18 protein-coding genes and 2 pseudogenes are annotated in these 25,209 nt (G+C 62.9%); 10 read left to right on the top strand and 10 right to left on the bottom strand.

The window, feature by feature from the left end; genetic code table 11:
* Window positions 1–276 precede the first annotated feature (276 nt).
* On the top strand, window positions 277–1,734 hold the full coding sequence (locus OXR00_RS12680) for a Hint domain-containing protein (protein WP_267388558.1): 1,458 nt from the start codon (window positions 277–279) through the stop codon (window positions 1,732–1,734).
* Between the two features lie 615 nt (window positions 1,735–2,349).
* Here OXR00_RS12680 and OXR00_RS12675 read toward each other — a convergent pair.
* The 4 genes from OXR00_RS12675 to OXR00_RS12660 all read right to left on the bottom strand — a co-directional run bounded on the left by OXR00_RS12675 (window position 2,350) and on the right by OXR00_RS12660 (window position 5,685).
* Window positions 2,350–2,718: a hypothetical protein gene (locus OXR00_RS12675; protein ID WP_242154784.1), complete on the bottom strand. Its 369-nt coding sequence runs from the start codon at window positions 2,716–2,718 to the stop codon at window positions 2,350–2,352.
* 314 nt (window positions 2,719–3,032) lie between these two features.
* Window positions 3,033–3,920 (bottom strand): hypothetical protein, encoded by an 888-nt coding sequence (locus tag OXR00_RS12670; protein WP_267388556.1) that lies wholly within the window; start codon window positions 3,918–3,920, stop codon window positions 3,033–3,035.
* 474 nt (window positions 3,921–4,394) lie between these two features.
* Window positions 4,395–4,859 carry a hypothetical protein gene (locus OXR00_RS12665; RefSeq protein ID WP_267388554.1) on the bottom strand — a complete coding sequence of 155 codons (465 nt, stop codon included), beginning with the start codon at window positions 4,857–4,859 and terminating at the stop codon, window positions 4,395–4,397.
* 433 nt (window positions 4,860–5,292) lie between these two features.
* A complete protein-coding gene (locus OXR00_RS12660) occupies window positions 5,293–5,685 on the bottom strand; it encodes a transposase (protein WP_242152312.1) in 393 nt (130 codons plus the stop codon).
* A gap of 488 nt (window positions 5,686–6,173) precedes the next feature.
* Here OXR00_RS12660 and OXR00_RS12655 point away from each other — a divergent pair, with 488 nt between their 5' ends.
* Entirely contained in the window at window positions 6,174–8,429 is a 2,256-nt protein-coding gene (locus OXR00_RS12655) for an EAL domain-containing protein (RefSeq protein ID WP_267388551.1), read from the top strand.
* Window positions 8,430–8,483: 54 nt separating this feature from the next.
* Here OXR00_RS12655 and OXR00_RS12650 read toward each other — a convergent pair.
* Window positions 8,484–9,414: pseudogene (locus tag OXR00_RS12650) on the bottom strand (LysR family transcriptional regulator).
* Between the two features lie 90 nt (window positions 9,415–9,504).
* Between OXR00_RS12650 and OXR00_RS12645 the strand changes: the two are divergent.
* On the top strand, window positions 9,505–9,837 hold the full coding sequence (locus OXR00_RS12645) for a carboxymuconolactone decarboxylase family protein (RefSeq protein ID WP_267388550.1): 333 nt from the start codon (window positions 9,505–9,507) through the stop codon (window positions 9,835–9,837).
* 153 nt (window positions 9,838–9,990) lie between these two features.
* Here OXR00_RS12645 and OXR00_RS12640 read toward each other — a convergent pair whose 3' ends face one another.
* The 3 genes from OXR00_RS12640 to OXR00_RS12630 are packed head-to-tail and all read right to left on the bottom strand — an operon-like array spanning window position 9,991 to window position 12,049.
* A complete protein-coding gene (locus OXR00_RS12640; protein ID WP_267388549.1) occupies window positions 9,991–11,277 on the bottom strand; it encodes an arsenic transporter in 1,287 nt (428 codons plus the stop codon).
* The gene (gene arsC, locus OXR00_RS12635; protein ID WP_267388548.1) at window positions 11,277–11,705 is read right to left on the bottom strand and encodes an arsenate reductase (glutaredoxin); all 429 of its coding nucleotides are present in this window, start codon (window positions 11,703–11,705) and stop codon (window positions 11,277–11,279) included. The genes OXR00_RS12640 and arsC overlap by 1 nt, the downstream gene beginning before the upstream one ends.
* 11 nt (window positions 11,706–11,716) lie before the next feature.
* Window positions 11,717–12,049, bottom strand: a complete 333-nt coding sequence (locus tag OXR00_RS12630) for a metalloregulator ArsR/SmtB family transcription factor (protein WP_267388579.1) — start codon at window positions 12,047–12,049, stop codon at window positions 11,717–11,719.
* A 488-nt stretch (window positions 12,050–12,537) separates the two neighbouring features.
* Here OXR00_RS12630 and OXR00_RS12625 point away from each other — a divergent pair, with 488 nt between their 5' ends.
* Window positions 12,538–15,831: a PAS domain S-box protein gene (locus OXR00_RS12625; RefSeq protein WP_267388547.1), complete on the top strand. Its 3,294-nt coding sequence runs from the start codon at window positions 12,538–12,540 to the stop codon at window positions 15,829–15,831.
* A gap of 128 nt (window positions 15,832–15,959) precedes the next feature.
* Here the strand turns inward: OXR00_RS12625 and OXR00_RS12620 are convergent.
* Window positions 15,960–16,221, bottom strand: a pseudogene (locus OXR00_RS12620) (transposase); the annotation flags it as partial.
* A gap of 909 nt (window positions 16,222–17,130) precedes the next feature.
* Here OXR00_RS12620 and OXR00_RS12615 point away from each other — a divergent pair.
* Genes OXR00_RS12615 through OXR00_RS12590 form a run of 6 tightly spaced genes read left to right on the top strand, consistent with a single transcriptional unit; the run spans window position 17,131 to window position 24,187 of the window.
* Window positions 17,131–19,140, top strand: coding sequence for an HAD family hydrolase (locus OXR00_RS12615; protein ID WP_267388546.1), 2,010 nt, complete (start codon window positions 17,131–17,133; stop codon window positions 19,138–19,140).
* Window positions 19,137–20,276, top strand: coding sequence for a glycosyltransferase (locus OXR00_RS12610; RefSeq protein ID WP_267388545.1), 1,140 nt, complete (start codon window positions 19,137–19,139; stop codon window positions 20,274–20,276). Before OXR00_RS12615 ends, OXR00_RS12610 begins: the two co-directional genes overlap by 4 nt.
* 5 nt (window positions 20,277–20,281) lie before the next feature.
* Complete coding sequence (locus tag OXR00_RS12605) at window positions 20,282–21,187, top strand: galactosyltransferase-related protein (RefSeq protein WP_267388544.1); 906 nt, start codon at window positions 20,282–20,284, stop codon at window positions 21,185–21,187.
* Window positions 21,184–22,245, top strand: coding sequence for a glycosyltransferase (locus OXR00_RS12600; protein ID WP_267388543.1), 1,062 nt, complete (start codon window positions 21,184–21,186; stop codon window positions 22,243–22,245). The genes OXR00_RS12605 and OXR00_RS12600 overlap by 4 nt, the downstream gene beginning before the upstream one ends.
* Complete coding sequence (locus OXR00_RS12595) at window positions 22,242–23,186, top strand: polysaccharide pyruvyl transferase family protein (RefSeq protein WP_267388542.1); 945 nt, start codon at window positions 22,242–22,244, stop codon at window positions 23,184–23,186. Before OXR00_RS12600 ends, OXR00_RS12595 begins: the two co-directional genes overlap by 4 nt.
* Complete coding sequence (locus OXR00_RS12590; RefSeq protein WP_267388541.1) at window positions 23,183–24,187, top strand: glycosyltransferase family 2 protein; 1,005 nt, start codon at window positions 23,183–23,185, stop codon at window positions 24,185–24,187. Before OXR00_RS12595 ends, OXR00_RS12590 begins: the two co-directional genes overlap by 4 nt.
* Window positions 24,188–24,500: 313 nt before the next feature.
* Here OXR00_RS12590 and OXR00_RS12585 read toward each other — a convergent pair whose 3' ends face one another.
* Window positions 24,501–25,205 carry a PIG-L family deacetylase gene (locus OXR00_RS12585; RefSeq protein WP_267388540.1) on the bottom strand — a complete coding sequence of 235 codons (705 nt, stop codon included), beginning with the start codon at window positions 25,203–25,205 and terminating at the stop codon, window positions 24,501–24,503.
* Window positions 25,206–25,209: the final 4 nt, after the last annotated feature.

Raw genomic sequence — 25,209 nt, 5'->3', positions numbered from 1 at the left:
TTCAAGAAAGATGGCAGCGGCCGTCTGTAAGTCGTAGTTACATCGCACTGACCTGCGAAGCATAGCGCCTCACGCGAAGCGCGGCATAAGCTCCTTGCTTCTTCCGCTTCCCTTGAGTTTGGCCGAGCTCGGACGAGTCGGGGCTCCGTCCGGCGTGAGTGCCGTACGCGATGCTGCGCTGCGCCCAGGCAAGGCGCTTGACTCAAACCGCCAAGTCAGGCTGTGTCTTTGATACTGCTTCCCTCCTTGTCCGGCCTCAACCGGAGGAGTACCGCCATGTCCCTCGGAACTGACGTTGATGCGTTTGACGGAGTGTACCTCCATCAGGGGCCTGACTATACGATCTACACTGCGACATTTGACTCCAGATATGCCTCCGGAGGCGGCTCGGACACTGTCTTCCATGCCACAGTCACCGTGGGTCCTCAGGCAGTGTCTGGCCCGTTTGGCACTGCTCACATTAGCGGTCCTAATTCGTTTGTGGTTGACCACGTCGATAGCGTGACAGGCGCAATCTCCAAATATACCTACCACATTGTCGGTACCGATCAAACCGGTCATAATCTGGTATTTGAATCCGTGGATGAGCAAACGCCCCGCGGGGTTTTCGTTCTCAGTGATTCTGGAAGCGATCAGGCTGGCGGGTCGCCGCCCTCGTTAGGTCAGATCATCGAAGTGTCCACTGACAATCCATACATCCCGCCACAGTTTCGCTGTTTTGTTGAAGGTACTCTACTCTTAACCGAGCGCGGCTATCGCGCGGTCGAAGTGCTGGAACTGGGAGACCGAATTAGGACCAGCAAGGGCGATGATCGGCCTGTTAGATGGATCGGGCATCAGCGTATCCAACTCCCCGCCAGCGGCCGAAGCGAAGCGTCTCCCGTTCGAGTGCTGCGTAATAGCTTCGCCGAGAATGTGCCGATGCGTGACGTATGGCTTTCGCCGGGTCATGCGGTTTGCATCGACGTTGTTGGCGAGGTCTTGATCCCAGTTGGGAAGCTCGTGAACGGCGCCACTATCGCTCGGGTTGAAGTCGCAGAAGTCAATTACTGGCACATCGGATTAGACGATCACGAATTGCTCGTCGCTAGCGGCTTGACAGCCGAGAGCTATCTCGATCACGGCGAAAGCAATTGGTCGGGCGAATCAGGGGCGCCTAGTACGTTGACCGCTGGCGAGCGCTGTCGTCCGTTCTACGAAGACGGTCCTATCGTCGTGGCCGTACGAGAAAGATTAGCGGATCGCGCCCGCTCACTTGGATGGGCCAGCAGCGCTGACATGGACATGCATCTTACTGTAGATGGTGAACGCATCGATGGCGAAGTCACCGCCGGCAAGGCAACTTTCCACATCAAGGCGGGCGCTAAGGATGTGCGGGTTGTGTCTAAGACGTTCGTTCCGGCGCTGTGGGGCATTCGCGGCGACGAGCGTCTGCTTGGCTTGTTTATCCGGCGTTTTCACGTCGCGGATGAGAAGCACTGCGATCACGTGATCGACATGGCTGATCCTCGCCTGACAGACGGTTTCTACGCGCCCGAAATGCAAAAGGGAGTACCGTGGCGTTGGACCAACGGCGAGGCGCGCTTGCCGCCTGATCTTTGGGCAGACGCGCAGTCAGATGTGATGTTAAGCATCGATTGGCACGCGACCGCCAGCCGAGCGTGGGTGGCGCCGTATGAGGCTGATGCGAGTGCAGGTGTGGAATCAAACGTCGTGCTGCTCAAGGCAGGCTGATCAAGAACTGCACGAGGTTGGCATTGCGGCGCTCCCCCGACGTGGGCGAACGTAGCGGCCGGTCAGTCAGCTATGACGGATCGCGCAGGCTTAGAGCGTCGGAACGGCTTTAGGTGGTGGTGAACGGTCCGTCTGCTTAGCGGCGGAATCGGCGGGTAGCTGCCATCAGACGCATGCCCGATCATCTAACGTCAGGGCGAGACCTTGCTCTGTGGCTTTAACCGTGTCGCCGACCCGGCACTTCAACATAGCGAGCGGAACGCTTTTCTCGGTCATTAGGCCATCCCAGCTCCGTGCCGTGATCTGCACCTTGTCCGTGTCCCCATTTGGGCCGGAGGCCATGCGCTATATCAACCACCATCGCTGAAGTCCGACGGGAAGGCTGCTCGTCACAGCCGGCCAATGCTAACATTGTCACCAAAAGAATGAAGCTGCCCACTCTCATTGAATGAACTTACCTGGTTCGTGCTACGTCCGCTATCAGGAAAGAGTTTTGGCGCTTGGACGGCGCGAATTGGGCGATTTCAGATCGTCCGCTTTTCTTTCCGATAGCGGCCAGTCGGCTTTTGGGAGATTTGATCGGAAGCGGAGCCCCGGAACGTCTTGAGGTGGTGGTTAGCTGCCGTTCCGCTTCACCCGTTTAAAGGTGAAGATCGCGGTATCGCTGGGAAGCTCAATGGCCTCAGGGCGCTTTGTGTCGGCAAGCCTCAAAAAAGACGGGCTAATCGATCTTTCGATTTGGACGGCCTTGCCGCCTGATATTCCCACATAGGCGCTCGGCAGAACATATGGGCTGACCTTGTCGTATTCGACAACGTAGCTAATCGTCTGACTATGGCCGAAACTCATCTGTCCATTTTGAAGTTTGATCGGCTCGCAACACGAATTGACGTAAGTGCCATCGGCAGCCCCGATTGGTAGGCGTGGTGGAAACACCCACCAATACATGGGTACCACGATGAAGACAGCGATAATACCGATCATAAAATATGGTGGAGATAGTGGAGTCCGATGCATTGACCTATCATGAGTTCGCCATCCGTGGCGTCAATGTCTAGTTTTGGGCGACTGCGGAGGGGCTGCTTTCCTCCCCGATAGCCGGCGGTCGGCTTTTGGCCGATCCGATCGGCGTGGGAGCGTCGGAATGGCGTGAGGTGGTGGTTAGGCGAAGGGCGGGTTTTCCGGCTATCGAGCGCATACCTGCCGTTCATAGATTTGGCACGAAAAAGCAGGGTCAAACGCGATCAGCATGTCCGCCAGCTAAGCCGTCAAGCATCTTCAAGAACGCAGCTTTAACTTTAAATTGCTGGCGATGGCAGACTTTGAGAACAGCGAATATGAAGCGTCAGCGGCTGTCCGGCTTCATCCGAGTGCAGAGTTGCTACAAAATCTGCGTTTAAATCGTCATTCAGCCCTTGACGATAGAAAACGGACCACTCTCCTTCGGTAGGAACAATGACAGACTCAGATCGTTCTATCCTAGTTGGGCGCATGATCGATAATAGCTTATTTTTATCATATTTGCAGGCGACTTTTTCTATTGAAGAAAATGTAATCGCCGATGGCGGTAGTCTCTCAATGGCATTTTTAAGTTTATCCGCACGTCTTATACTGACTAAATAGATTGATATATCAACCGCTTCATTCCAAAGAACGCTGTCGTTCGAAAAGGACTGACACTTTTGCAGCGCAGCCTGCCGTGAGTGATTTACAGATGGCAGAGAAAAATATCTATTTTTCCAGTAAAAGCTTGAAAGAGAGTGGCCAACAACCGTTCCATTCTCCACTTTGACGTGCACATCTTTCTTGTGGGATTGTTGATCGTCTGGTGAGAAATGCAGAATCGCGTGACATTCTTCGCAAACAGTGTTTTCGTCGTTAGTGGTAACGGTGAACGTCATGTCGATCGTAAAACCGTTATAAGTTGGTGTGGGAAGGAGAACATCCTCGGAAACCGTAGCTCGGGTGATGTCCTTCATTATGACCGGCATTACCTCCTTCGCTAAGTGGCGAGCGCTGTTGCCGGTAAATTCGTAGCTTTTCGCAGGGTAGGTGCCGTTGAACACAAGTGTTTCAAGCTGCGAAGATTGCGGCGACATCGCCGGTATGGAACTAACGGCTGCCGAATAGGAGGGCGTGATGGCACCGAGCAAGCAGAGGGCGAACTGGCAGATTACATTTTGCACCACTTTTTGCTCCCTGCGACGATCGTGTCTCGTGCATTCACGATGAACGGGTGACCGCTTTTGGGGAAGTGCTAGAAATCTCGGATCGGCACAAATTGGGCGTTACCCGTCTTCCAACCCGAGTAGCCTACGAGCTTCCCGGTCTGCATCTTCTATGGTGCCGTAAAGTCCTGAAAGCGGTTCTACCCCTTCATACATCTCAGGCGTCCTATCGACGGTCCAACGTCGATCTTCGACAGGTTCGACAGGTTCGACATGGAAGGCGACTTGCGTCTCTGGTGGCCAATGCCAATGCTGATAGAGACAAAATAGACCATCTGACCTCCGGACGATTGTCACCCGACCATACTCGTTCGGTGAAAGCAGCACCTTCTCTTCGTGAATGTCCATGGCTCCATAATGCCGTACCAACCCAGCGGTCGCAAATGGGCGCTTGCAGCCGGGCGGCTATGTCGCGGAATGGTGAAAAGCGACCTACCGAGAAGGGCAGTGAGAAGCCGGGCGGAGAGTGATGTTCTTGTAGCTTAGGTCGCGCTCTACATCCCCATCGTCGGTGCTGATGGTCGCAGTTCCCTTAAAGGTTGCCGGAACCTCGCCTGTCCGGCTGACGATGTCGGCGCGTTGAACCGGCGCGTAGAGGGTGACCAGCACGAAGTCCCGTAGCTGACGTGGGCTGCCGGTGTTGAACCATGTCGCGCCTTGGCTCCCGTTTCCTTCGAGCGCTCCATTTGGCGTGGCGCTACTGCCTGCCTTAATCCGCCAGCCGCTCGGAATGCTACACACAGACCGGAACTCGACACCCCACGTTTCCAATGAGAACGCCTCGACGCTTTCGGTGTCACGGAGCGGTATCGTGCTGATGGAAAGAAGATAGGTTCTGGGATGGTCGACCGGCGCCGCGCCGATCGCAAGTATCGCCAAGGGCAAATAGCGTCTCATACGCGCAGCGTTGCACCGGAACGTAACGGCTGCAACTGGGCGCCTGCGGAAGGTCTGGTGTTGTTCCGCGACCGGGGGATAGCTGCCTTCCCTCACCTTGGGCGCAACGACCCATAACTCGCCACTCGGAGCAGGATATCTGCTCCCGGAAGCGGACGTCCTCTGTGGATGGCTCCCGCGTTGCAAGGTAATTCGACGTTCTGACGTGGAGTCGGGCGCAGTCCTTTGTTCGGCCTGTTTGCGCAGTCGCTGAAGACTGCTGGCCCTGATGGGGTCCGCGAGTCAGGTCCCATTCCGTTCAACAGGCTATGACGCCTTAGACGTCCGTTGGGTTCTCCTTGCCCCCGGTCTGACCGGTTCGCCATCACATCGCATCGCGCTTACAACATCGTGAAGCTGGTCTCCTTTGTCTCGGCGGTTTCCAGCTAAATCGTCATGCGGCGAGCCTGGGCTGATGCCGCGCTTGGTATGTCTCGCCGCGCACCATGATCGCCCAGACCACCCGGGCGGTTCTGTTCGCCATCGCGACGGCCGCAACGCGTGTTGGCTTGCGCGCGAGCAGCGCCACAAGCCGTGGATCGGCGGTCTCTGGCGTTTGCTTTACGCCTCTGATCGGTGAGGTCATACCGACGACGAGCAGCGTACGAAGGTATTTGTCGCCCATCTTGGTGATGTGCCCGAGCCGCTCTTTGCCACCACTCGAGTGTTGACGCGGCGTCAGTCTTAACCACGCGGCGAACTCGCGCCCCGAGCGGAAGTGGTACGGGTCGGTGACCGATGCGGCGAGCGCTGTCGCGCCGATCGTGCCGATGCCGGGGATCGACATGAGGCGGCGAGCCGTATCGTTGGTCTTCTGCCAAGCGAGCAGATCGAGGTCGATCTCCCGACACTGCGTGGGTATCGAGCTTGCTGGGACAAGCGCCAGACGATCTTTGCTGCCTCTGACGGTATGTCTGGCGCCTCGCCGTCGACGATCGATCGCGCCATCTCCAACGCGCGGTGAAGCCCTTGCAAGATATCGATGCCGAACTCGGCCAGCAGGTCCCGCGTCCTGTGCATCGATAGCGCCGCCTGCTGCTCCGGCGACTTCACCGGTACGAAGCGCATAGCTTTCACACTTTGGCACCTAGATGCCGTGAGCGGGAGCCATCCACCTCATTCGTTCAGGATTGACTCGGGCGTCCATGGGCACCTCTCCGCGAGACAAGGGCAACTACGTCGGCTTAACGGTTTATCGACTGCTAAGTGGTAGCGTCCTGCCGGGGAGTAGCGGTGTTGCACGGCAGAACAGAGCGAAATAAGCGGGTTTTCAATGTGCGGCTGATTGCTGCTCTCCTCATTCCTGTTCTTACCGTGGCGCTTGGTCTCACAATCTTCGCGTTCTCCGCTCTTCGAGGCGCCGCCTCTCAAGCTGATCGCGTCTCCGTCAACCGGCAGGAGCAGGAGGTGAAGCTCGCGATCAACGATGCATTGGACGAGCTTGCGCAAAGCCAAGCGGGTGTAGCGATCTGGAGCCCGTTGGTGCTGGAGCTTCGTAAGCCCCATCCTAACTGGGGGTGGGTCGACGATAACGTCGGCGTCTGGCTGAATTACGTGTTCGCGCATGATGTGGACATCATCCTGAACGCCGATGATAAGGCGGTCTACGTGATGCGTGATGGCGTGCGCGCTACGCCTGTCAGCTTTGCTGCCTACGCCCGGGCTGCGCAGCCTCTGATCGAAGCCGCGCGCGGACGGACGCATGAAGCGCCCAATCCTCACGAGCGACTGCCAGGACGCGCCCTCAGCGCTACTTCGACAGTAAGGACCTCCACCCGCTCCATCCATGCCACCGACCTGGGCGTGGTCATGGGACGTCCCGCGGCGATGAGTGTCATGCGTCTGATCCCGGACACGAGCAAAGTTGCAGCCGCGCCGGGGCGAGAACCTCTGCTGGTCAGCATTAGATACCTGGATGCCGGCTTCACGCAGAACCTGGTGAAATTACAATCGATTACCGGTGCTCGCATACAGCGTTCCCACCAGCTGAAACCGAGCGAGCACGGCGTAACTCTTGTCTCCAGCCGGGGAGGCAATCTCGGTTTCTTCGTCTGGCGGCCGGATCGGCCCGGACGTGCGGTATGGAGCTCGATGGCGCCAAGCGCGGGTGCTGCATTGGTTGCACTGCTCGCCGCGCTGGGCGTGCTGCTCTTCAGCGTGGCGAAGCTGATGCGCAAAGATGCTGTGTCACTCAGGCAGCTCGCCGCGGCTCACGTCGAACTGCAAGCAAAGGAAGCGCAGGCCCACCATTTGGCTTACCATGATGTTCTCACAGGTCTGCCAAACCGTGCTCATATCAACGCGGTCATCGATCATAAGGTGTCCGATGCGCATGCGGAGCGTCTTTGGGCTGTTCTGCTTGTTGATCTGGATAGGTTCAAGCAAGTCAACGACACGCTGGGGCATGCCGGCGGTGACCAGCTCATCCAGCTGGTCTCGGCGCGTCTTCGCGGCCTGATCAATCCGGGCGACGTCGTTGCCCGGTTGGGCGGCGATGAGTTCGCGATACTCCTGGACGACCGTTTGAACCTGTCGGATATCGAGGAGACCGCTCAAGCAATGGTGGATGCGGTCCGCGAGCCATTCGCCATCCTCGGCACCAGCGTGTTCATCGGTGCCAGCATCGGCATTGCTTGTGCGCAATCCTGCCGCAGCGACCGCGCCGAACTGATGCGCATGGCCGACATCGCTATGTACCGTGCCAAGGCCGAGGGGCGTGACGGGTATCGACTGTTCAGCACGGGCATGGATGAGAGCGTCAAAATGCGTCGCGGACTCGAGTACGACCTTCGCGATGCGCTCGCGCGCAAGCAGGAGCTCTTCGTCAACTACCAGCCGCAGATGGATGGCACCGGCACGCAGATCATCGGCCTTGAGGCCTTGCTACGCTGGCAGCATCCGGTCCGCGGCCTTCTTTCGCCCGACGCCTTCATCCCGATTGCCGAGGAAACCGGCTTAATATGCGAGCTTGGCCACTTTGTGTTGCGCGACGCCTGCGACGTCGCTCGCGCATGGCCATCCCTTTCGGTAGCGGTGAACCTGTCGCCAGTGCAATTCCGCTCGGGCGATCTCGCCGCCGAAATACGCGCGATTGTACAAGAGTCGGGAGCCAGGCCTGCACAGATCGAGCTTGAGGTGACGGAGAGCGTTCTCCTCGACAACGACGCAGTCGTCCGAGCGGTTCTAGCCGAGCTCCGTAGTGCAGGCTTTCGTATCGCACTGGACGACTTCGGAACAGGGTATTCGAGCCTGAGCTATCTCAGCAAGTTTCAGGTGGACAAGATCAAGATTGACCGGAGCTTCACCAGCCGCCTCGGGGAGGTAGATGACGCCGCAGCCATTATCCATGCTGTGGTGCGCCTGGGTCACGCAATGGGCCTGTCCGTGTCGGCTGAAGGAGTCGAAACGCGCGAGCAGCGCGCTTTTCTCGAAGGCGCTGGCTGTAATGAGTTACAGGGCTTTCTTTTCTCTGAAGCCCTTCCACCGGCGTCGCTAGCGCAACTCATGAAACGCTTGCGGTATGCAGCTTGACCCACAGCCGGACATTCAGAGCCTATTTTGCGCCGCCTAGTCTCTGCCGTTTGTTCATCGATCGATCGTGACGTCGCCAACGATGGTGGAAGCATGACCGCGGCCCCGCAACGCTTTGATAAGGACCGCCATCGCGGGCGAGAGCTGCCGCCTGCTCGGATAGTAAAGATGGTAGCCTGGGAACGGCGGACACCAATCCGACAGCAAGCGCCCCCAACCGGGCCTCAGCAATGTCGGCGGCGATATACTCCTCCGGCAAATAAGCGATCCCGACGCCATCCCGCGCTGCCTGGAGCGCGAGCGCGATGTCGTTGACGATCACCTGCCCCTCAACCCGCACCGTAAGCTCGCGGCCGTCATGCTCAAACTCCCAGGCGTAGAGTCCGCCATGCGTCGGAAAGCGCAGGTTGATGCAGTGTGGGAGGCGAGCTCACGCGGGCTCGCCGGCGTCCCGCGGGCTGCGATAGGCCGGCGACGCCACCGCGGCCATCCGCATGTCGGGACCGATCCGGATTGCGATCATGTCCTGACCAACCGTCTCGCCGAGGCGGATGCCGGCGTCGAACCGCTCGGCGACGATGTCTACGAAGCCCGCGTCGATCGCGATCTCAACTTGAATATCGGGATAGGCCGGCAGCAGCTCGGCAAGGGCCGGCCACAGAATCGCCTGTGCCGCGTCGATGCCGGTGGTGATGCGGATCGTGCCCGCCGGCTTGTCACGTAAGCCCGCCAGCGCGGCGAGCTCGGCATCGATCCCGTCGAGGTGCGGCCCAATTGCGCCAACCAGACGCTCGCCAGCCACGGTTGGCGCGACGCTGCGGGTAGTGCGGGTCAGAAGCCGCACGCCGACCCGATCCTCGAGCGCGCGGATCGAGTGGCTGAGCGCGGACGGCGACACGCCGATCTGCGCGGCGGCGCGGGTAAAGCTGCGCTCGCGCACGATGGTGCGCAGCGCGACGAGGTCATTGATCGAATGGCGTGGCATTGCTGAGTATATCTCACAGCCGCATGCGGACTGCACCGTCTAATCAACCGAAGGCGAAAACCATATATGGCTGTCGAAGGAGACACCGCCATGGCCGACGACCAACCGATGCGGGCACCGTGGGGCGACATCGCACCGCGCCTGACTGAGATCACTGACACCGTGCTGTTCGACGACATCTGGCAGCGGCCGGACCTGTCACCGCGCGATCGGAGCCTGATCACGGTCGCGAGTCTCGTCACCGCCTATCGCCAGAACGAGCTACCGTTCCATTTGAAGAAGGCGATCGAGAACGGCGTGACCAGGGACGAACTGGTCGAGGCGGTCACCCATCTCGCCTTCTACGCCGGCTGGCCGACCGCCAGCACCGCGATCGGCATCATGCGTGACGTGTTCGCCGATGCCGACGGCTCGACCCAGTGAAAGGACATCCCATGCAGACCCGCGAACTCGGCCGCAGCGGCCTCCACGTCTCCGCCCTCGGCCTCGGCTGCATCCCCAGCGCCGGGCGCTGGATGGCATAGGCTGGATCGAGCGCCGGCAGATGGTCGGATTGGGCGAGGTCGCGAAGGGGCATCAGCCAAATCCAATCCGAAGCGTGAGCGCCGCAAGGGTGATGAGCAGAACGGGCACGGTCAGCGTGATCCCGACCCGGAAATAATAGCCCCACCCGATCCGCACGCCCTTTTGCCCCAGGACGTGCAGCCACAGGAGCGTCGCGAGCGAGCCGATCGGCGTTAGCTTGGGACCTAGGTCGCAGCCGATCACGTTGGCGTAGGTCATCGCTTCCTTAATCGGTCCCGCAGTGTGCACGGCGTCTATCGAAAGCGCGCCAACCAGCACGCTCGGCATGTTGTTCATGACCGACGACAGGACGGCCGCGATCACGCCCGTCCCCAGCGCAGCACCCCACACGCCGCCTTGAGCGGTACGAGCGAGCAACGCCGCAAGATGATCCGTCAGACCCGCGTTCCGCAGGCCATAAACGACTAGGTACATGCCCAGCGAGAAGATCACGATCTGCCACGGGGCGCCCCGCACCACCTTGCGCGTCTCGATCACATGGCCCCTGCCGGCGATCACCAGCAGCAGGATCGCCCCGGCAGCAGCAACGGCGCTGACCGGCACGCCCAGCGGTTCGAGCAGGAAGAAGCCGGCGAGCAGAAGCGCAAGGACGATCCAACCGGCACGAAAGGTCGCCGCATCGCGGATCGCGTCACGCGGCACGCGGAGCGCCGCCACGTCATAGGTCGGCGGTATGTCGCGGCCGAAGAACAGCAGCAGCGCACCCAGCGTCGCGGCGATCGACACAAGATCGACCGGCACCATCACGCTCCCATACGCGCTGAAGCCAAGGTGGAAGAAGTCGGCCGACACGATGTTGACGAGGTTGGACACGACGAGTGGCAGGCTCGCAGTATCGGCGATGAACCCCGCCGCCATGACGAAGGCGAGAGTGGCCTTGTCGCCGAAGCCCAGCGCCCGAAGCATGGCGATGACGATGGGTGTGAGGATCAGGGCCGCGCCATCGTTCGCAAACAGCGAAGACACGGCCGCGCCGAGCAGCACGACCAAGGCGAACAGCCGGCGCCCCTGGCCCCTACCCCAGCGGGCGACGTGGAGCGCCGCCCACTCGAAGAACCCGGCTTCATCGAGCAGCAGGCTTATGATGATGATCGCGACAAATGCGGCGGTAGCGTTCCAGACGATCCCCCACACCACCGGCACGTCGGACAGCGTGACGACGCCCGCGAGCAGCGCCACGATTGCGCCGGCAAACGCGCTCCACCCGATCCCGAGCCCCTTGGGCTGCCAGATGACGAGCGCGATCGTGGCGACGAAGATCAGGACCGCAAGCAGCATCAGACGACGCGTTGCCCCGAGACGTCCACCACCTGTTCGCCATCCTCCTTGGCAAAGGCGCCGAGCTGGTCAGCGGGCAGGAGGTCAAGCACGGCCTCAGACGGCCGGCAGAGTTTCACGCCAAGCGGCGAGACGACCAGCGGCCGGTTGATGAGGATCGGGTGCGCCATCATCGCATCGACCAGCACGTCGTCAGGCAGCGACGTGTCGCCCAGCCCACGGTCCACATAGGGCGTGCCCTTCTCGCGCAACAGCTCGCGGGGCGTCATGCCGGCGCGCTCGATCAGTTGGACGAGCAGCGCGCGCAAGGGCGGGGTCTTCAGATACTCGACCACATGCGGCTCAATGTCGGCGTTGCGGATCATGGCTAGGGCGTTGCGCGATGTGCCGCACTCGGGGTTGTGATAAATGACGGTATCGACAGCCACGACGCTTTCTTTCAACAGCAGGGGGCGAGTTCAGCGATAAGCGGCGCGCACAGCTCGGCGCTACCAGCGCAGCAGTCCTTGAGCAGAAACAGCGTCAGCGCGCGCAGGCCGTCCAGATCGGCACGGTAGATGATCGAGCGGCTATGCCGTTCAGCGCGGACGAGGCCGGCGCGTGCCAGAATGCGGAGGTGCGACGACATGGTATTTTGCGGCACGTCGAGCTGGCGGGCGATTTCGCCCGCAGCCATGCCGTCCGGCTCATGTCGCACCAGCAGGCGGAACACATCGAGGCGTGTGCCCTGCGCTAATGCGCCCAGCGCAGCGATAGCCGAATCGTTCTCCATATATCCAGCATAGTAGATGTATGGCTGCTGGCTAGAGTCGAGTGTCGAGTGTCGAGTGTCGAGTTTGGTGTGCTGCCGGTAGATCTCGTTGGCAAACACGCGATGCCTCCTTTCCCGCGCCGCCGCGAAGACTCAGAAACGGACATCATTGAAGCATCTGCGCTCCTCGAAAGCGGTCATTCGTTCATTGACGGCTTAAGCCAGAATCGCCGCTGCCGACATCGACTTGCCGCGTAATCGGCGGCGCATGCGCTTTCACAAGACCAGGAAGAGGCCGAATAGGAGATCATATTGGAAGCGTCGCCCTAGCAGGCGGCGTTGACCCGCAGAGACGCCGACGCGCCGATCACGGCATGGGGAATTCACCCGCTTGGCTGAGGCATTTTCCCGAGCCCAACGGTCAACGCCGATCGAAGGACAACCGCAGCGTCGCTTGTGAAGTGCAATCCTAATTGTCGCCGTCCTCCCGATGCGACATTGATGCAGACATGCAAACCGACTCTACCGGATCTGTCGACGAAAGCCTGTCCGGCCGACAGGCACGTCTGATCATCGAGAACGCGATCGACTACGCCATAGTCGGCTTGGACCTCGCCGGCACGATCACGTCGTGGAACATCGGCGCGCAGCGGATCATGGGTTGGAGCGCGAGCGAGGCTATCGCCCAGCCGGTCGACCTGTTCTTCACCCCCGAGGACGTCGAGAGCCGCATTTCTGAAGCCGAGATGAGCGCGGCCGTCCGTCACGGTCGCGGCGTCGACGAGCGTTGGCACCTGCGACGGGACGGATCACGCTTCTGGGCCAATGGCGAGATGATGCCGCTGCGCGGCAACGGCGGTAATCTCGAAGGGTACGTGAAGATCCTGCGCGACCGCACCGAGCAGCATTATACCAGGGTCGCGCTGTCGGAGAGCGAGGATCGCTACCGGTCGCTGTACGACAGCATCGACGAGGGCTTCTGTCTGATCGAGGTGCGCTGCGACGACACCGCCCAGCCGATCGACTATCGCTTTCTGGAGGTGAACCCCGCCTTCGAACGCCAGACAGGCTTGGCCGACGCACCCGGCAATTGGATGCGGGACCTCGTGCCCGATCACGAGCAGCACTGGTTCGACATGTACGCGCGCATCGCGCGGTCGGGCCAATCGCAGCGATTCACGCTGCCGGCCGAAGCACTCGATGGTCGCTGGTACGAGGTGTTCGCGTACCGCGTCGGCCAGCCGGAGGAGCGGTTGGTCGCCATTCTGTTCAGCGACATCAGCGAGCGGAAGTCCGGTGAGGCGCGCTTGCGGGCGAGCGAGGAGCATCAGCGCGGACTCAATGCCTCGCTCCGCAGCAGCGAAGCCAACCTTCGCCTTTTGCTCGATTCGATCAGCGAAGGCTTCTACGCCGTCGATCAGACCGGCCTGACCACAACCTGCAACGCTGCGTTCCTGCGCATGATGGGGTTGACCAGCGCCAAGGACGTCATTGGCCGTCGACTGCACGACATCATTCACCACACTCATGTCGACGGCTCGCCCTATCCCGAAGCACAATGCCCGATCTACCGGGCCGCGCGGGACGGCACGCCCGCACACGTCAGCGAGGAGCTGTTCTTTCCCATCGGCGGCGAGCCGCTGTGGGTGGAGTACCGGGCAACGCCGATCATCCAGGACGGCAGACTGGGTGGCGCGATCTGCACCTTCCAAGACATCAGCGAGCGTCGGGAGCGAGAGGCGAAGAAGGCGGGCGTGGAAGCGCGGCGTACGGGTCTGCTTACTCTTGGCGATGCCCTCCGCAACATGGAATGCCCGATCGCCATGGCCGCTGCCGCAGCCGAGATCGTTGGACGCACGCTCGATGTCAGTGCCGCAGGATTCGGCCGAATCGATGCGTCGGACGAGACACTGCTGATCGAGCGCGATTGGGCGATCGCTCCGCAGTACGGGATCGCAGGCGAACATTCGATGCGGAACTACGGCTCGTACATCGATGACCTGATTGGCGACCGTACCGTTGTGATCGCCGACGTGCGGACCGACCCGCGAACGTCTGCTTTTCCCGAAGCATTCGACGCCGTCGGCGTGAGCGCCCTCGTGAACGCACCCGTGGTGGAAAAGGGAAGGCTGACCGCTCTCTTCTGCGTGCTATCACAACGAGCGCGCACCTGGACGACCGACGAAGTCGACTTTGTTCAGCAGGTAGCCGAGCGGACCCGGATTGCGATCGAGCGCCGCCGCACCGAACTGGAGTTGCAAGCGCTCGCGGGCTCGTTGCAGGAGCAAGTGGAGGAGCGCACGCAGGAGCGCGACCGCGTCTGGCAGGTAAGCCGCGACCTGCTCGGGGTAGCGAGTGCAGAGGGCGTGTGGCTCAGCGTCAATCCAGCCTGGTCGCGGGCCCTCGGCTGGCCGGCGGAGGCCATTGTCGGCAGAACATCCGAATGGCTGGAGCACCCGGACGACCGTATCAAGACGCGGCAGGAGGTGGGGCGGCTCGCCGAGGGGTTCACCACCTTGTCCTTCGAAAACCGGTTCCGAACCAAGGACGACGGATATTGCGATCTCGCCTGGTCCGCGGTGCCGGCCGGGGGATTGCTTTACTGCGTGGCGCGGGATGTCACCGAGCAGAAGGAGCGCGACGCGGCGCTGCTCAAGGCGGAGGAACAGCTACGCCAAAGCCAGAAGGTGGAGGCGGTGGGCCAGCTCACCGGCGGCGTCGCGCACGACTTCAACAACCTGCTCACCGTGATCCGCGGCTCGGTCGACCTCCTGCGGCGTCCGAATCTGCCCGAAGAAAAGCGAGAGCGCTACATCGCGGCGATCTCGGACACCGCCGACCGCGCGACCAAGCTGACCAGCCAGCTGCTTGCCTTTGCTCGACGTCAAGCGCTCAAGGCGGAGGTGTTCGATGTCTCCCTGAGCATCGCCAGCCTCCGCGACATGCTGGGCACGCTGACCGGCTCGCGCATCGCCATTGAGGTGGAGGTCCCCGACATCCCCTCCCTCATAAAGGCCGACCGCAGCCAATTCGACACCGCGTTGGTCAACATGGCCGTGAACGCGCGCGACGCGATGGGCGGCGAGGGCACGCTGACGATCGGCGTTCACGAGGTGAACGGCATTCCTGCAGTGCGCTCGCATCCAGCAGTGCCCGGCCGATTTGTCGCGATCTCCCTGCAGGACACCGGCGGCGGCATCGTGCCGGACCAGATCGAACGCATATTCGAGCCCTTCTACACGACGAAGGGCGTCGGCCATGGCACTGGTCTAGGTCTCAGTCAGGTGTTCGGGTTCGCTAAACAATCTAGCGGAGAGGTGATCGTCAGCAGCGTGCTTGGCGAAGGCGCCACCTTCACCCTCTACCTCCCGAAAGCTGCTGACGATGTTCGGGAGGCAGGCGGACTCACAGAGGACGGCGGCTCGCCTCTGCTGCCGGGTGCCTGCATTCTCGTCGTGGAGGACAATAGCGAGGTGGGCTCGTTCGCAACGCAGGCGTTAAGCGAGCTTGGCTTCAAAACCAAGCTGGCGATAGACGCGGCCAGTGCGCTCGTCGAACTTGGCAGCGACGGCCACTTCGACATGGTTTTCTCTGATGTGGTTATGCCCGGCATGTCTGGGATCGAGTTGCGCGAGGCAGTGCGCCGACAATTCCCGCACTTACCCGTTGTTCTCACCAGCGGGTACAGCAGCGTTCTTGCCGAGCAGGATGGCGCCGACTTCGAACTGTTGCAAAAGCCCTACTCGCTCGAGGAACTGGCGAAGGCTCTGGCCAAGGCAGCAAGTAGCCACGGTCGTGGGTAGGGCTTTAAAGGTGAAATGACCCAGTTCCAGACATTCGCGACGCGTTTTTGGCTTCCCAACTCTGGTCGCCCGTTCATGTCGCTTGACCGATCGGTATCAGGCGCTTGGAAGTGACGTGCTCCCCGTTTTCAGGCCGCTGATAACTCAGCTTCGGTGTCCATATGCCCTTGGCGGGAGCGGTTCGTAAACTCGGCGGGTGCCAAACCCGCCAAGGCTGCTGTGCGGACGCACGGTGTTTTAATCCGTCCGCCATGCCTCGATGATCCGTCTTGCCGTCGCTAGCGATGGGAACAGCTGTTCGTTCAGGCACTCGTCGCGCAAGCGACCATTAAAGCTTTCGACGAAGCCGTTCTGCTGCGGCTTGCCCGGCGCGATGTAGTGCCACTCGACCCCTGTGTCCTGGCACCTTGTCCCAGCTGACTGAGGGCATGACGATGCAGATCAGGGTGGCAAGCACCCGAACAATGGCCTTCATCGCGCACGCTCCTCGTAACTCACGCGCTTGTACCGCAGGTGTCTGTATGCGCCAGCCAGACATTCATCGCGAGCGATGCTGCTAAGCGCTTCTCTGCCGATGGCGACTCCGAAGTCGACAGCCGCGCGACGCCATGCATCTGACGCATGGCATTGGGAAGTCTGCGACCGCACAGACCCGCTTGCGGTCATTCAGCACTACCATCGTCCTTCCCACAAGCGGACGTTCGTTCATTGTCATGACACGGTTCCCGCAGCCGTTTCACTGCGAAGATGATAATGCTGACGCCGAATACGTTCTATGCCGCCAATCACGCTACGCGGGGCGCCTCCGGCAGATCGCGCGCCGCTGCTGCGCGAAAGTCGGTGAGAGCCCGCACCTTGACGCTGGTTGGTGCCGAGAGTGGTAGTAGACGTACAGAAGGGAGACGTCATTCAGCCGATCCGGGAAAAGCTCCACGAGCAAGGGGCCGCTCGCCTGAGTGGCGGATGCACTTGCCGATTGCGCGCTGACTCGCGTGCTACCGGACTGAACGTATCCGAAGGAGCCGCTTTACATCGACTACCCCACCCGCCGCCAACAGTCCGCCGCGCTGCGCGCCGTCGTCGCGTTCGCCAAATCATGTCGGCAGGGACGCGCGGCACCGCCGTACATCGTCAACACGCCGAGCCGACGTATTGGCGACAGGGTATAACCCCGCCGCTAAAATCCACTTATAATCGCTGCATTTCACGGTTGCGTTGCGCCGAAAGTGAGGGTCCGCGCGGATCGGTGGATCCCAGAGCCGAACTGATCGTTACGGAGGTAGCAATCGGGGGGCAATCTTGTTCATTTTACATCTCGCGTTGGGCGGGTGTCTTCACGCGCCGCCCGTCGCCTTTGGAATCACTGCCGATACCGGTGGACATATCGCCTATGTCATGGATGCAGCGCTTGCTCAGGTACGCCATAACGGCATGACCCACGTATCGATCGTAACCCGCCTGTTCGAGGATGCGCGCCTGTCGCCCCGCCATGCGTGCGTGAGCGAAGTCCTCGCAGAAAACGTCACCATCGATCGGATAGCGACCGAGGATCGGCGGTATCTTGAAAAGGAAGCGCTGGCGGCGGATCTCAACGCCTTTACGGAGGCGTTTTGCAGCCATATCGCGCGTCTGCCGCGACGCCCCGACGTGATCCACGCGCATTTCGCCGATGCGGCGGCGGTGGCCATCACGGCGCGGCAGCGGTTTGGCATCCCATTCGTCTATACGCCGCATGCACTCGGCATCGACAAGCGTGTGCAGGGCTGTGCGGGCGACGGTATGGATGCGCGTATTCAGGCCGAGCGCACCGCGCTCGCGGCGGCGGACGGCATCATCGTCTCGACGCACGATGAAGCCGAACGCCAGGTGCGCGCCTATGGCGTGGCGGTCGACGGCCGTATCCATTGCCTGCCCCCCGGCGTACCGCAGCGTCCCGCCCCGAACGGCGCGACGACACTGGCGGAACGGCTGGGCGAATGGCTTGATGCGCCGGAAAAGCCGATCATCCTCGCGATCGCGCGACCGGTCGCGAAAAAGAACCTCGTCGCGCTGATCCGCGCGTTCGCGGCGACGCCGGCGCTGCGCGATCGCGCTAATCTCGTCATTCTCGCCGGCCAGCACGACCGGTCGTGTACGCCCGAGGAACAGGGCGTGCTGACGGAGATGCGGGCGCTCGGCGCGGACCCGGTACTGCGCGGGCGCATGGTCCTGCCGCGCGCGCATGACGCGGACGACGTGTCGGCGCTGTATGCGTTGGCGGCGCGCGGTGGCGTGTTCGTCAATCCCGCGCTGCACGAGCCGTTCGGGCTGACGCTGATCGAGGCGGCGGCAATGGGCGTGCCGGTGGTCGCGACCGGCAACGGCGGCCCGCGCGAGATTGTCGAGACGATCGGTCACGGCCTGCTCGTCGATCCGCGCGACGACGCCGCTATCGCGCAAGCCTGTCTGGCGATCATCGCCGACCCGGCGCTGCACCGCCGCTTCAGCGACGCGGCGATCGGCCAGGTCGGCGCATACGACTGGTCACGCTACGCCGCCGGGAGCCTCGCGGTATACGACGAAATCGGCACGGTGCGGCCTGCGCTGCTGGCCTGCGATATCGACAATACGCTGACCGGCTGCGCCTCCGGCGCGCAAGCCTTTGCGGAATGGCGCACGGCCAGCGCGTTTCCCTTCGTCGTCGCGACCGGGCGCTCGTTCAATGCGGCGCGCGCGGTGCTGCGGCAATGGCAATTGCCCGATCCCGACGCCTATATCGTCGATGTCGGCACGCGCATGATGATCGCCGACCATACCGGTCGCTGGACCGCCTGCCCGGCCTATCACGCCGCGCTCGATCACGATTGGGACCGTGCGGGCGTAGTCAAAGCGCTCGCGCCGCTCGGGATCGAACCGCAGCCGGTGGAGACGGAAGGCCCGCACAAGCTCAGCTTCTTCGGGACGGCAGCCGATGCGCTACGCATCCGCACCACGCTCGCGGCGGCTGGTCTCGGCGCGCGCGTCATCTTCTCGCACGGTCGGCTGATCGATGTGATCGCGCCGATGGGGGGCAAGGCGGCGGCGGTCGGCGCCTATGCCGCGCGCCACGGCCTGTCGCTCGCCCAGTGCATCGCGGCGGGCGACAGCGGCAACGATGCCGACATGCTCGAAGCCTGCGGCCGCGCCATCGTCGTCGCCAATGCCAGCGACGAACTGGCGACGCTGACGCCGCGCAGCGGCCTGCACCGCGCGCGCGCGCGGCATGCGGCGGGGGTGATGGAGGGGCTGGAACGGCTTGGTCTGACGGCGCCGGTGACGGTCGCGGCATGACGCAACCCTTCGGCTATTTCGTCCATCATCAGGGGCGCGGCCATGCCGAGCGCTGCGCGGCTATCGCCAACGCGCTGCCGGTCACGCGCCCGCTGACGATCTTCTGCGCGCGCGACGATATCTTTCCGGCGCTGCCCGCGCACGTCGAGATCGTGCGTATCCCCTCGCTGTTCGAGCCGGGCGGCGGCGAGGCGACGACGATGGACGATATCGCCACGCCGGCGACGCTGCATTGCGCGCCGCTCGGTTGGCCGGGCATCCGCCGCGCGATGGCGACGATCGCGAAGTGGTTCGACAGCGCGAACCCCGCACTGATGATCTGCGACGTCTCCGCCGAAATCGCGCAGCTCGCCCGGATATGCAGTGTGCCGCATGTGAAGGTGTTGCAGCATGGCGATCGCGGCGACCCCGGCCACCGCGCCGCCTATGACGGCGCGGCCGGGCTGCTCGCCGCCTTCCACGCCGATCTCGCCCAGCCCGAATGGGACGCGGCGATGCGGGCGAAGACCTGTTTCGCCGGTGGTCTCGGCGTCGATATCTGCGTGCCGGAGCGCGAGCTTGCCCGGCGGCGCATCGGCATCGGCGCGGATGAGGAGATGATCCTCGTCCTGTCGGGCGGGGGTGGCGATGGTTTCGGCCAGGCGCCGCTCGCGGTCGGCGCACGTGCGAGACCGGGCACACGGTGGATCACGATCGGCCCGGTGCAGCGCGACTGGCACGCGACCGAGCCGGCGAATATCGAGCATCGCGGCTGGGTCGACAACGCCGCCGAATATGTCGCCGCGGCCGACCTCGTCATCGCATCGACCGGTAACACCACCTGCCAGCAAATCCTCGCGGCGGCGCGGCCGTGGCTGGCGATCCCCGAGTGGCGCTATTTCGACGAGCAGCACCGCAAGGCCGAAGCGCTGGCGGCGGCGGGGGTCGCATGCGCGCGCCCGCACCTGCCGTCCTCGGCCGATGCGTGGGAACAGGCGCTCGCCGAAACGCGCGCCACGCATCGCCCCGACGCGCAGCGCGGCATGATCGCCGATACGCCCGCGCACGATACCGCGATGTGGCTCGAGGCACTGGCGACCCGCCTGTGGACGCTCGCGCCAGCCGCTACCCTGCCCTTAGATCTTACCGGAGCTTGACCCCAATGGATGCCGTTTCCGTCGTTACGCTGGCCGGGGGTCGCCCGGATCATCTCTACAATCTCGTACTGGGTCTCGGCCGCCAGACGCAGCGTCCGGTCGAACTGATCGTCGCGGTGTTGCAAGACGAACCCTATGTGCTGCCCGAAGCGCCGTTTCCAGTGCTCCAGATGATGATGGCCGCGCCCGAACTGGCGCTCGCCGCCGCCCGCAACACGGCGGCGCGCGCGACGACGGGGGACGCAATCGTCTTTCTCGACATGGATTGCATCCCCACGCCCACGCTCGTCGCCGATTACGCGCGGCGGCTGGACGAATTCGACGGGCTGCTGATGGGTGAGGTGATGTACCTGCCCGGCAACGCCACGCAGGGCGACTGGTCATATGACGCCTTCGCGGAGGTGGCGGTGCGCCACTCCGACCGGCAGGGGCCGCCCGCCGATGGCATCCAGCTCTGCACCGATTATCGTTGTTTCTGGTCGCTCAATTTCGCGATGCGCCGCGCGACCTTCCTCGCGAGCGGCGGGTTCGACGAACGCTATGTCGGTTATGGCGGCGAGGATACCGATTACGGCAAGACGATCGATCAGGCCGGCATCCCGATCGGCTGGATCAAGGGCGGGCTCGCCTATCATCAGTATCACCCGCACCACATGCCCCCGGTCCATCATCTCGACAGCGTAGTGCGCAACGCCGAATTGTTCGAAACCAAATGGGGCTATCGAACGATGGGGCACTGGCTGCATGCCTTCGAACTGATGGGGCTGATCGATCAGGCGCCCGGCCGGCCGATCCGCATCCTGCGCCGCCCCGATGCCGACGATCTCGCGCTGACTGGGCAGCAGAGCCACCAGCCCTATTCGAACACCACCACCGTCATCCGTATTCTCGAAGCCCGAGCGGCGGCGTGAGGATCGCGCTGCTGGCGCACGCCCGCCAGCCGATCGCGCAACCCTTCATGGGCGGGATGGAGTCGCATAGCTGGTATCTGGCGGACGGGCTGATGGCGCGTGGGCACGATGTGGTGCTGTTCGCGGCCGGCGACAGCGATCCGCGCTTCGCCATCGACCCGGTGGTTGACGAACATTACGAGCGCACCTTCCCCTGGGCCGAGCACCGCGGATCGGCGCCGCTGATCGCGCATCTCGACGCGGGATACGCAGCCGCCTGCGACCGGATCGCGGAGGGCGGCTTCGACGTGGTGCACAACAACAGCCTTCATCGCTTCGCGATCGAGCCGCGCCGCACGGCGGTGGTGCCGACGGTCACGTCATTGCACGTCCCCCCGTATGATGCCTTGCACTGGTTCGTGAAGGCCAGCGCCACGCCCGGTCATCATCTCACCGTCACGTCTGAGCGGCAGATGGCGGCATGGTGGCCGGACGGCGCGCCGCCAAGGGCATCGGTGCTGCACAACGGCATCGATCCTGCGGCATGGCCGTTCGTCGCGACCGGTGACGGCAGCGCGGTCTGGTGCGGCCGCATCACCCCCAACAAGGGCACACATCTCGCGGTCGCCGCCGCGCGGATGGCGGGCGTGCCGCTGACGTTGTTCGGGCAGATCGAGGATCCCGATTACTGGCACGCGCAGGTCGAGCCCTTACTGGGCGGCGACATCCGCTATGGCGGCCACCTGCACGGCGCGGCGCTCGCTGCCGAGATGGGGCGCGCATCGGTGTTCCTGTTCACGCCGTGCTGGGACGAGCCGTTCGGCCTCGTCGCGATCGAGGCGATGGCGTGCGGCCTGCCGGTCGCCGCGCTCGACATGGGCGCCGCGCGCGAGGTGATCGGCGAGGCCGGCCGCTTCGCCCCCGCCAACGATGGCGCGGCGCTGGCCGAGGCGATCGGCGCGGCGATGGCAATCCCGCCCCACGTGCCGCGCGATCGCGTCGATCGCCTGTTCACACGCGACCGCTGGCTCGACGCGTGCGAGGCGCTGTACCATCAGGTCCAGCCAGTCCCCGCATGACCAGCATGGCCGAGGGCATTGCGGCCCAACACGCGTTGCTGGACATACTGTATCGCCGCCATGTCGAGCCGGGGCAGGCCTATGCGCTGGTCGATTTTCCCGATCACGCCAATGTCGGCGACAGTGCGATCTGGTTGGGCGAGACGCGGATGCTGCGCGCGATCACCGGGCGATCGCCCGATTATGTCGCAACATGGGATGATTTCGACGCGGCGGCGTTCCGGCGCGCTTGTCCAGACGGCGTCCTCTTCCTGCATGGCGGCGGCAATCTCGGCGATATCTGGCTGCATCATCAGACGTTCCGCGAGACCATCCTGCGTGACATCCGAAACCGGTCGGTCGTGCAACTGCCCCAGTCGATCCACTTCCGCGATCCCGCCCGGATCGCACCGTTCAGCGCGATCGTCGCCGATCATCCCGACTTCCACCTGTACGTGCGCGATCGTGCGAGCCTCGACTTCGCCGCACGGCATCTGGCCTGCGCGACCGATCTTGCGCCGGATTCCGCCTTCGCGCTCGGCCCGCAAGCCGCCCGCGTTGCCGCCGATTGCGACCTGCTGATGCTGATGCGCACCGATGACGAGCGTCGCGCGGAAGATCGTTCGGCCTTGTCGCGGGTGCCGGGTGCGGTGAGGCTCGACTGGCTCGACGACGACGCGCTGCCCGATCCCGCCGGCACCACCAAGGCGCAGGCGTATGATCATGTCGCGGAAGCGCGGGTCGAACGCGGCCTGCGGCTGTTGTCGCGCGGACGCAGCATCCTGACCGATCGGCTGCACGCGCACATCCTCGCGACGCTGCTCGGCATCCCGCATGTCGCGCTCGACAATGATTACGGCAAGATCTCCGCCTATATCCGCTGCTGGACGGAAGGTATCGACGGCGTGCGGGCCGCACCCTCGATTGAAGCGGCGGTCGCGTCGCTCGGCGTGGCCGCATGACCGATATCAGCCTGTTGCTGTGCACCCGCGATCGTGCCGGCAGTCTAGCGGCGACGCTCGCCTCGATCGACCGCGCGATCCGCGCCGCGCCGCATCTGACGATCGAGGTAGTGATTGTTGACAACGGCTCGACCGACGACGCCGCCGACCGGCTGGCGACGTGGCGTAAGGATCGGCCGTTCCCGGTCCATCTGCTCGCCGAGCCGCGCCCCGGCCTCGCCCGCGCGCGCAACACCGGTCTCGCCCGGACAATGGGCCGCATCGTCGCAATGACCGACGACGATTGCGTGCTCCACACCGACTATTTCGGCGCGCTAGCCGCGTGTTTCGCCGACGTGACCGGACCGACCATTATCGGCGGCCGCATCCTGCTCGGCGATCCGCGCGATATCGCGGTGACGGTGAAGCTCGAGGATCACCCGATGATCGCCGCTGCCGACCAGTTTCCCGGCGGGTTCGTGATGGGCGCGAACCTCGCCATGACGGCGGACGCGATCGCGCGGATCGGCGCGTTCGACGAGCGCTTCGGGGCGGGCGCGCGCTTCGTCTCGGCCGAGGATACCGACTTCCTGTTCCGTGCGCAGCGCCAGAACATTCCGGTCCGGTACGAGCCGCATTTCACGGTCGACCATCATCACGGCCGGCGCGACCCGGGCGATGCCGTCAAACTGCTCGCCGGCTACGCCTTCGGGGACGGCGCACTCTACGCCAAACACCTTCGCCACAGCCCGCGCATCCGCGGCTTCATCGTGAAAGACCTGCGCGATGTGATGAAGGATTTCACCGCACCGGTGACGCCGTGCGCGGGCATCCGCCGCTTCTATCTGTTCAGCCTGCGTCATAAGATCATGGGGTTCCTTGCCTATGTTGCAGCGGCGCGCCGCCTTGGCGGGATCAATGCGGGATTGGACCCGTCGCGGTGCCGCAACTTGCCCGGAACCGCTTCATGGCGCTGCGGCGGGACCCGGACTGATGCGTTGTTGCACCGATCAAGAGAATGACAATGAGCGCTGCGAAAACGAACGGTGGCTGCGCATGGCCATTGAAGTCGTCCGCTAGAAAGGCTCGGACCCCTCCGCCTCGCCGCTTGATTGCGTCATCGTGCTCGACGGCGCGGTGATCGCGGCCGAGCGAAACCAGACGCATGAACTGCCCGGTGCGACCGCCCTATCTTGTGCGGAGACGACCGGAGCACTGGCACCGAACCGTCATGAAAGCATGTCGGCGACAGTAGGATGGTAGCCCTTCCCAATGGTTATGACAGAAGCTGCGATCATAGTTACAGCTTTGCCGGAATAAAACGCGTGTTGCCGATCAGACCACGTCAAGTGGATCAAGTGGGTAAAAGCGTTCTTCTGCGATCCGTTCGGTCCGGCGGGTCATCGCCTCGACACCGCCGAACTGGAAGCCAAGTTGCGAGCTGTACGCAGTGCAGGCGGCGATACGCCGAGCGCGCGTTTTATGCGTCAGGTGTTCTATCACCGCAGGCTTGGCGGCAACGCGCTCTTCGCGGTCTGCGTAAGGCCAATCCTCCCACAGCAATACACTATCAGCGGCACACGAACGCCGTATCGCGTCCAGAACGATGTGGTGGTCGACATGATTGCCGAGGCACAAAGGCCCGAGTACGAGAGCCGGCCGTTCCGTTGCGAGGAGCCCGGCCAAGGCCGCCGCGACATCATCGACGATCCGGTCATTGGGCAGTCGTTCGGCAAACAACATCTTTGCAGAGGTGTAACCACGGTGCGGCGCTTCCAGGAACGGTAAATGGATTGCACGTGCGCCAAGCGCTTCGCACGCCATCTGGTCTTCTGCGCGGCGCAGCGCCATATAGTCGACATCGATGCCCAACCCCTTGTCGAGTTGACAGGCGAGCGCGAAACCGGTCGGGTGCCCGACGTTGCCGGTGAAGCAGGTCACTATCGTGACGGACCAGCCCTGGTCGACGCGGGACGCAAGCAGCCCTCCGGCCGAAAAGGCGGCATCGTCCAGATGAGGTGATATTGCGAGTAGCTTCATCAGT

It is taken from the genome of Sphingomonas sp. GC_Shp_3 (assembly GCF_026540945.1).
Classification (GTDB): Bacteria; Pseudomonadota; Alphaproteobacteria; order Sphingomonadales; family Sphingomonadaceae; genus Sphingomonas.
Note: the sequence above shows the minus strand (reverse complement) of the source record. Positions and strands in the feature narration are given on the sequence as shown.

Bases quoted from the DNA above. Each gene is read 5' to 3' on its own strand.
- OXR00_RS12680 (WP_267388558.1), top strand. From the start codon at position 277: ATGTCCCTCGGAACTGACGTTGATGCGTTTGACGGAGTGTACCTCCAT.
- OXR00_RS12675 (WP_242154784.1), bottom strand. From the start codon at position 2,718: ATGATCGGTATTATCGCTGTCTTCATCGTGGTACCCATGTATTGGTGG.
- OXR00_RS12665 (WP_267388554.1), bottom strand. From the start codon at position 4,859: ATGAGACGCTATTTGCCCTTGGCGATACTTGCGATCGGCGCGGCGCCG.
- OXR00_RS12660 (WP_242152312.1), bottom strand. From the start codon at position 5,685: ATGTCGATCCCCGGCATCGGCACGATCGGCGCGACAGCGCTCGCCGCA.
- OXR00_RS12645 (WP_267388550.1), top strand. From the start codon at position 9,505: ATGGCCGACGACCAACCGATGCGGGCACCGTGGGGCGACATCGCACCG.
- OXR00_RS12640 (WP_267388549.1), bottom strand. From the start codon at position 11,277: ATGCTGCTTGCGGTCCTGATCTTCGTCGCCACGATCGCGCTCGTCATC.
- OXR00_RS12630 (WP_267388579.1), bottom strand. From the start codon at position 12,049: ATGGAGAACGATTCGGCTATCGCTGCGCTGGGCGCATTAGCGCAGGGC.
- OXR00_RS12625 (WP_267388547.1), top strand. From the start codon at position 12,538: ATGCAAACCGACTCTACCGGATCTGTCGACGAAAGCCTGTCCGGCCGA.
- OXR00_RS12610 (WP_267388545.1), top strand. From the start codon at position 19,137: ATGACGCAACCCTTCGGCTATTTCGTCCATCATCAGGGGCGCGGCCAT.
- OXR00_RS12605 (WP_267388544.1), top strand. From the start codon at position 20,282: ATGGATGCCGTTTCCGTCGTTACGCTGGCCGGGGGTCGCCCGGATCAT.
- OXR00_RS12595 (WP_267388542.1), top strand. From the start codon at position 22,242: ATGACCAGCATGGCCGAGGGCATTGCGGCCCAACACGCGTTGCTGGAC.
- OXR00_RS12590 (WP_267388541.1), top strand. From the start codon at position 23,183: ATGACCGATATCAGCCTGTTGCTGTGCACCCGCGATCGTGCCGGCAGT.
- OXR00_RS12585 (WP_267388540.1), bottom strand. From the start codon at position 25,205: ATGAAGCTACTCGCAATATCACCTCATCTGGACGATGCCGCCTTTTCG.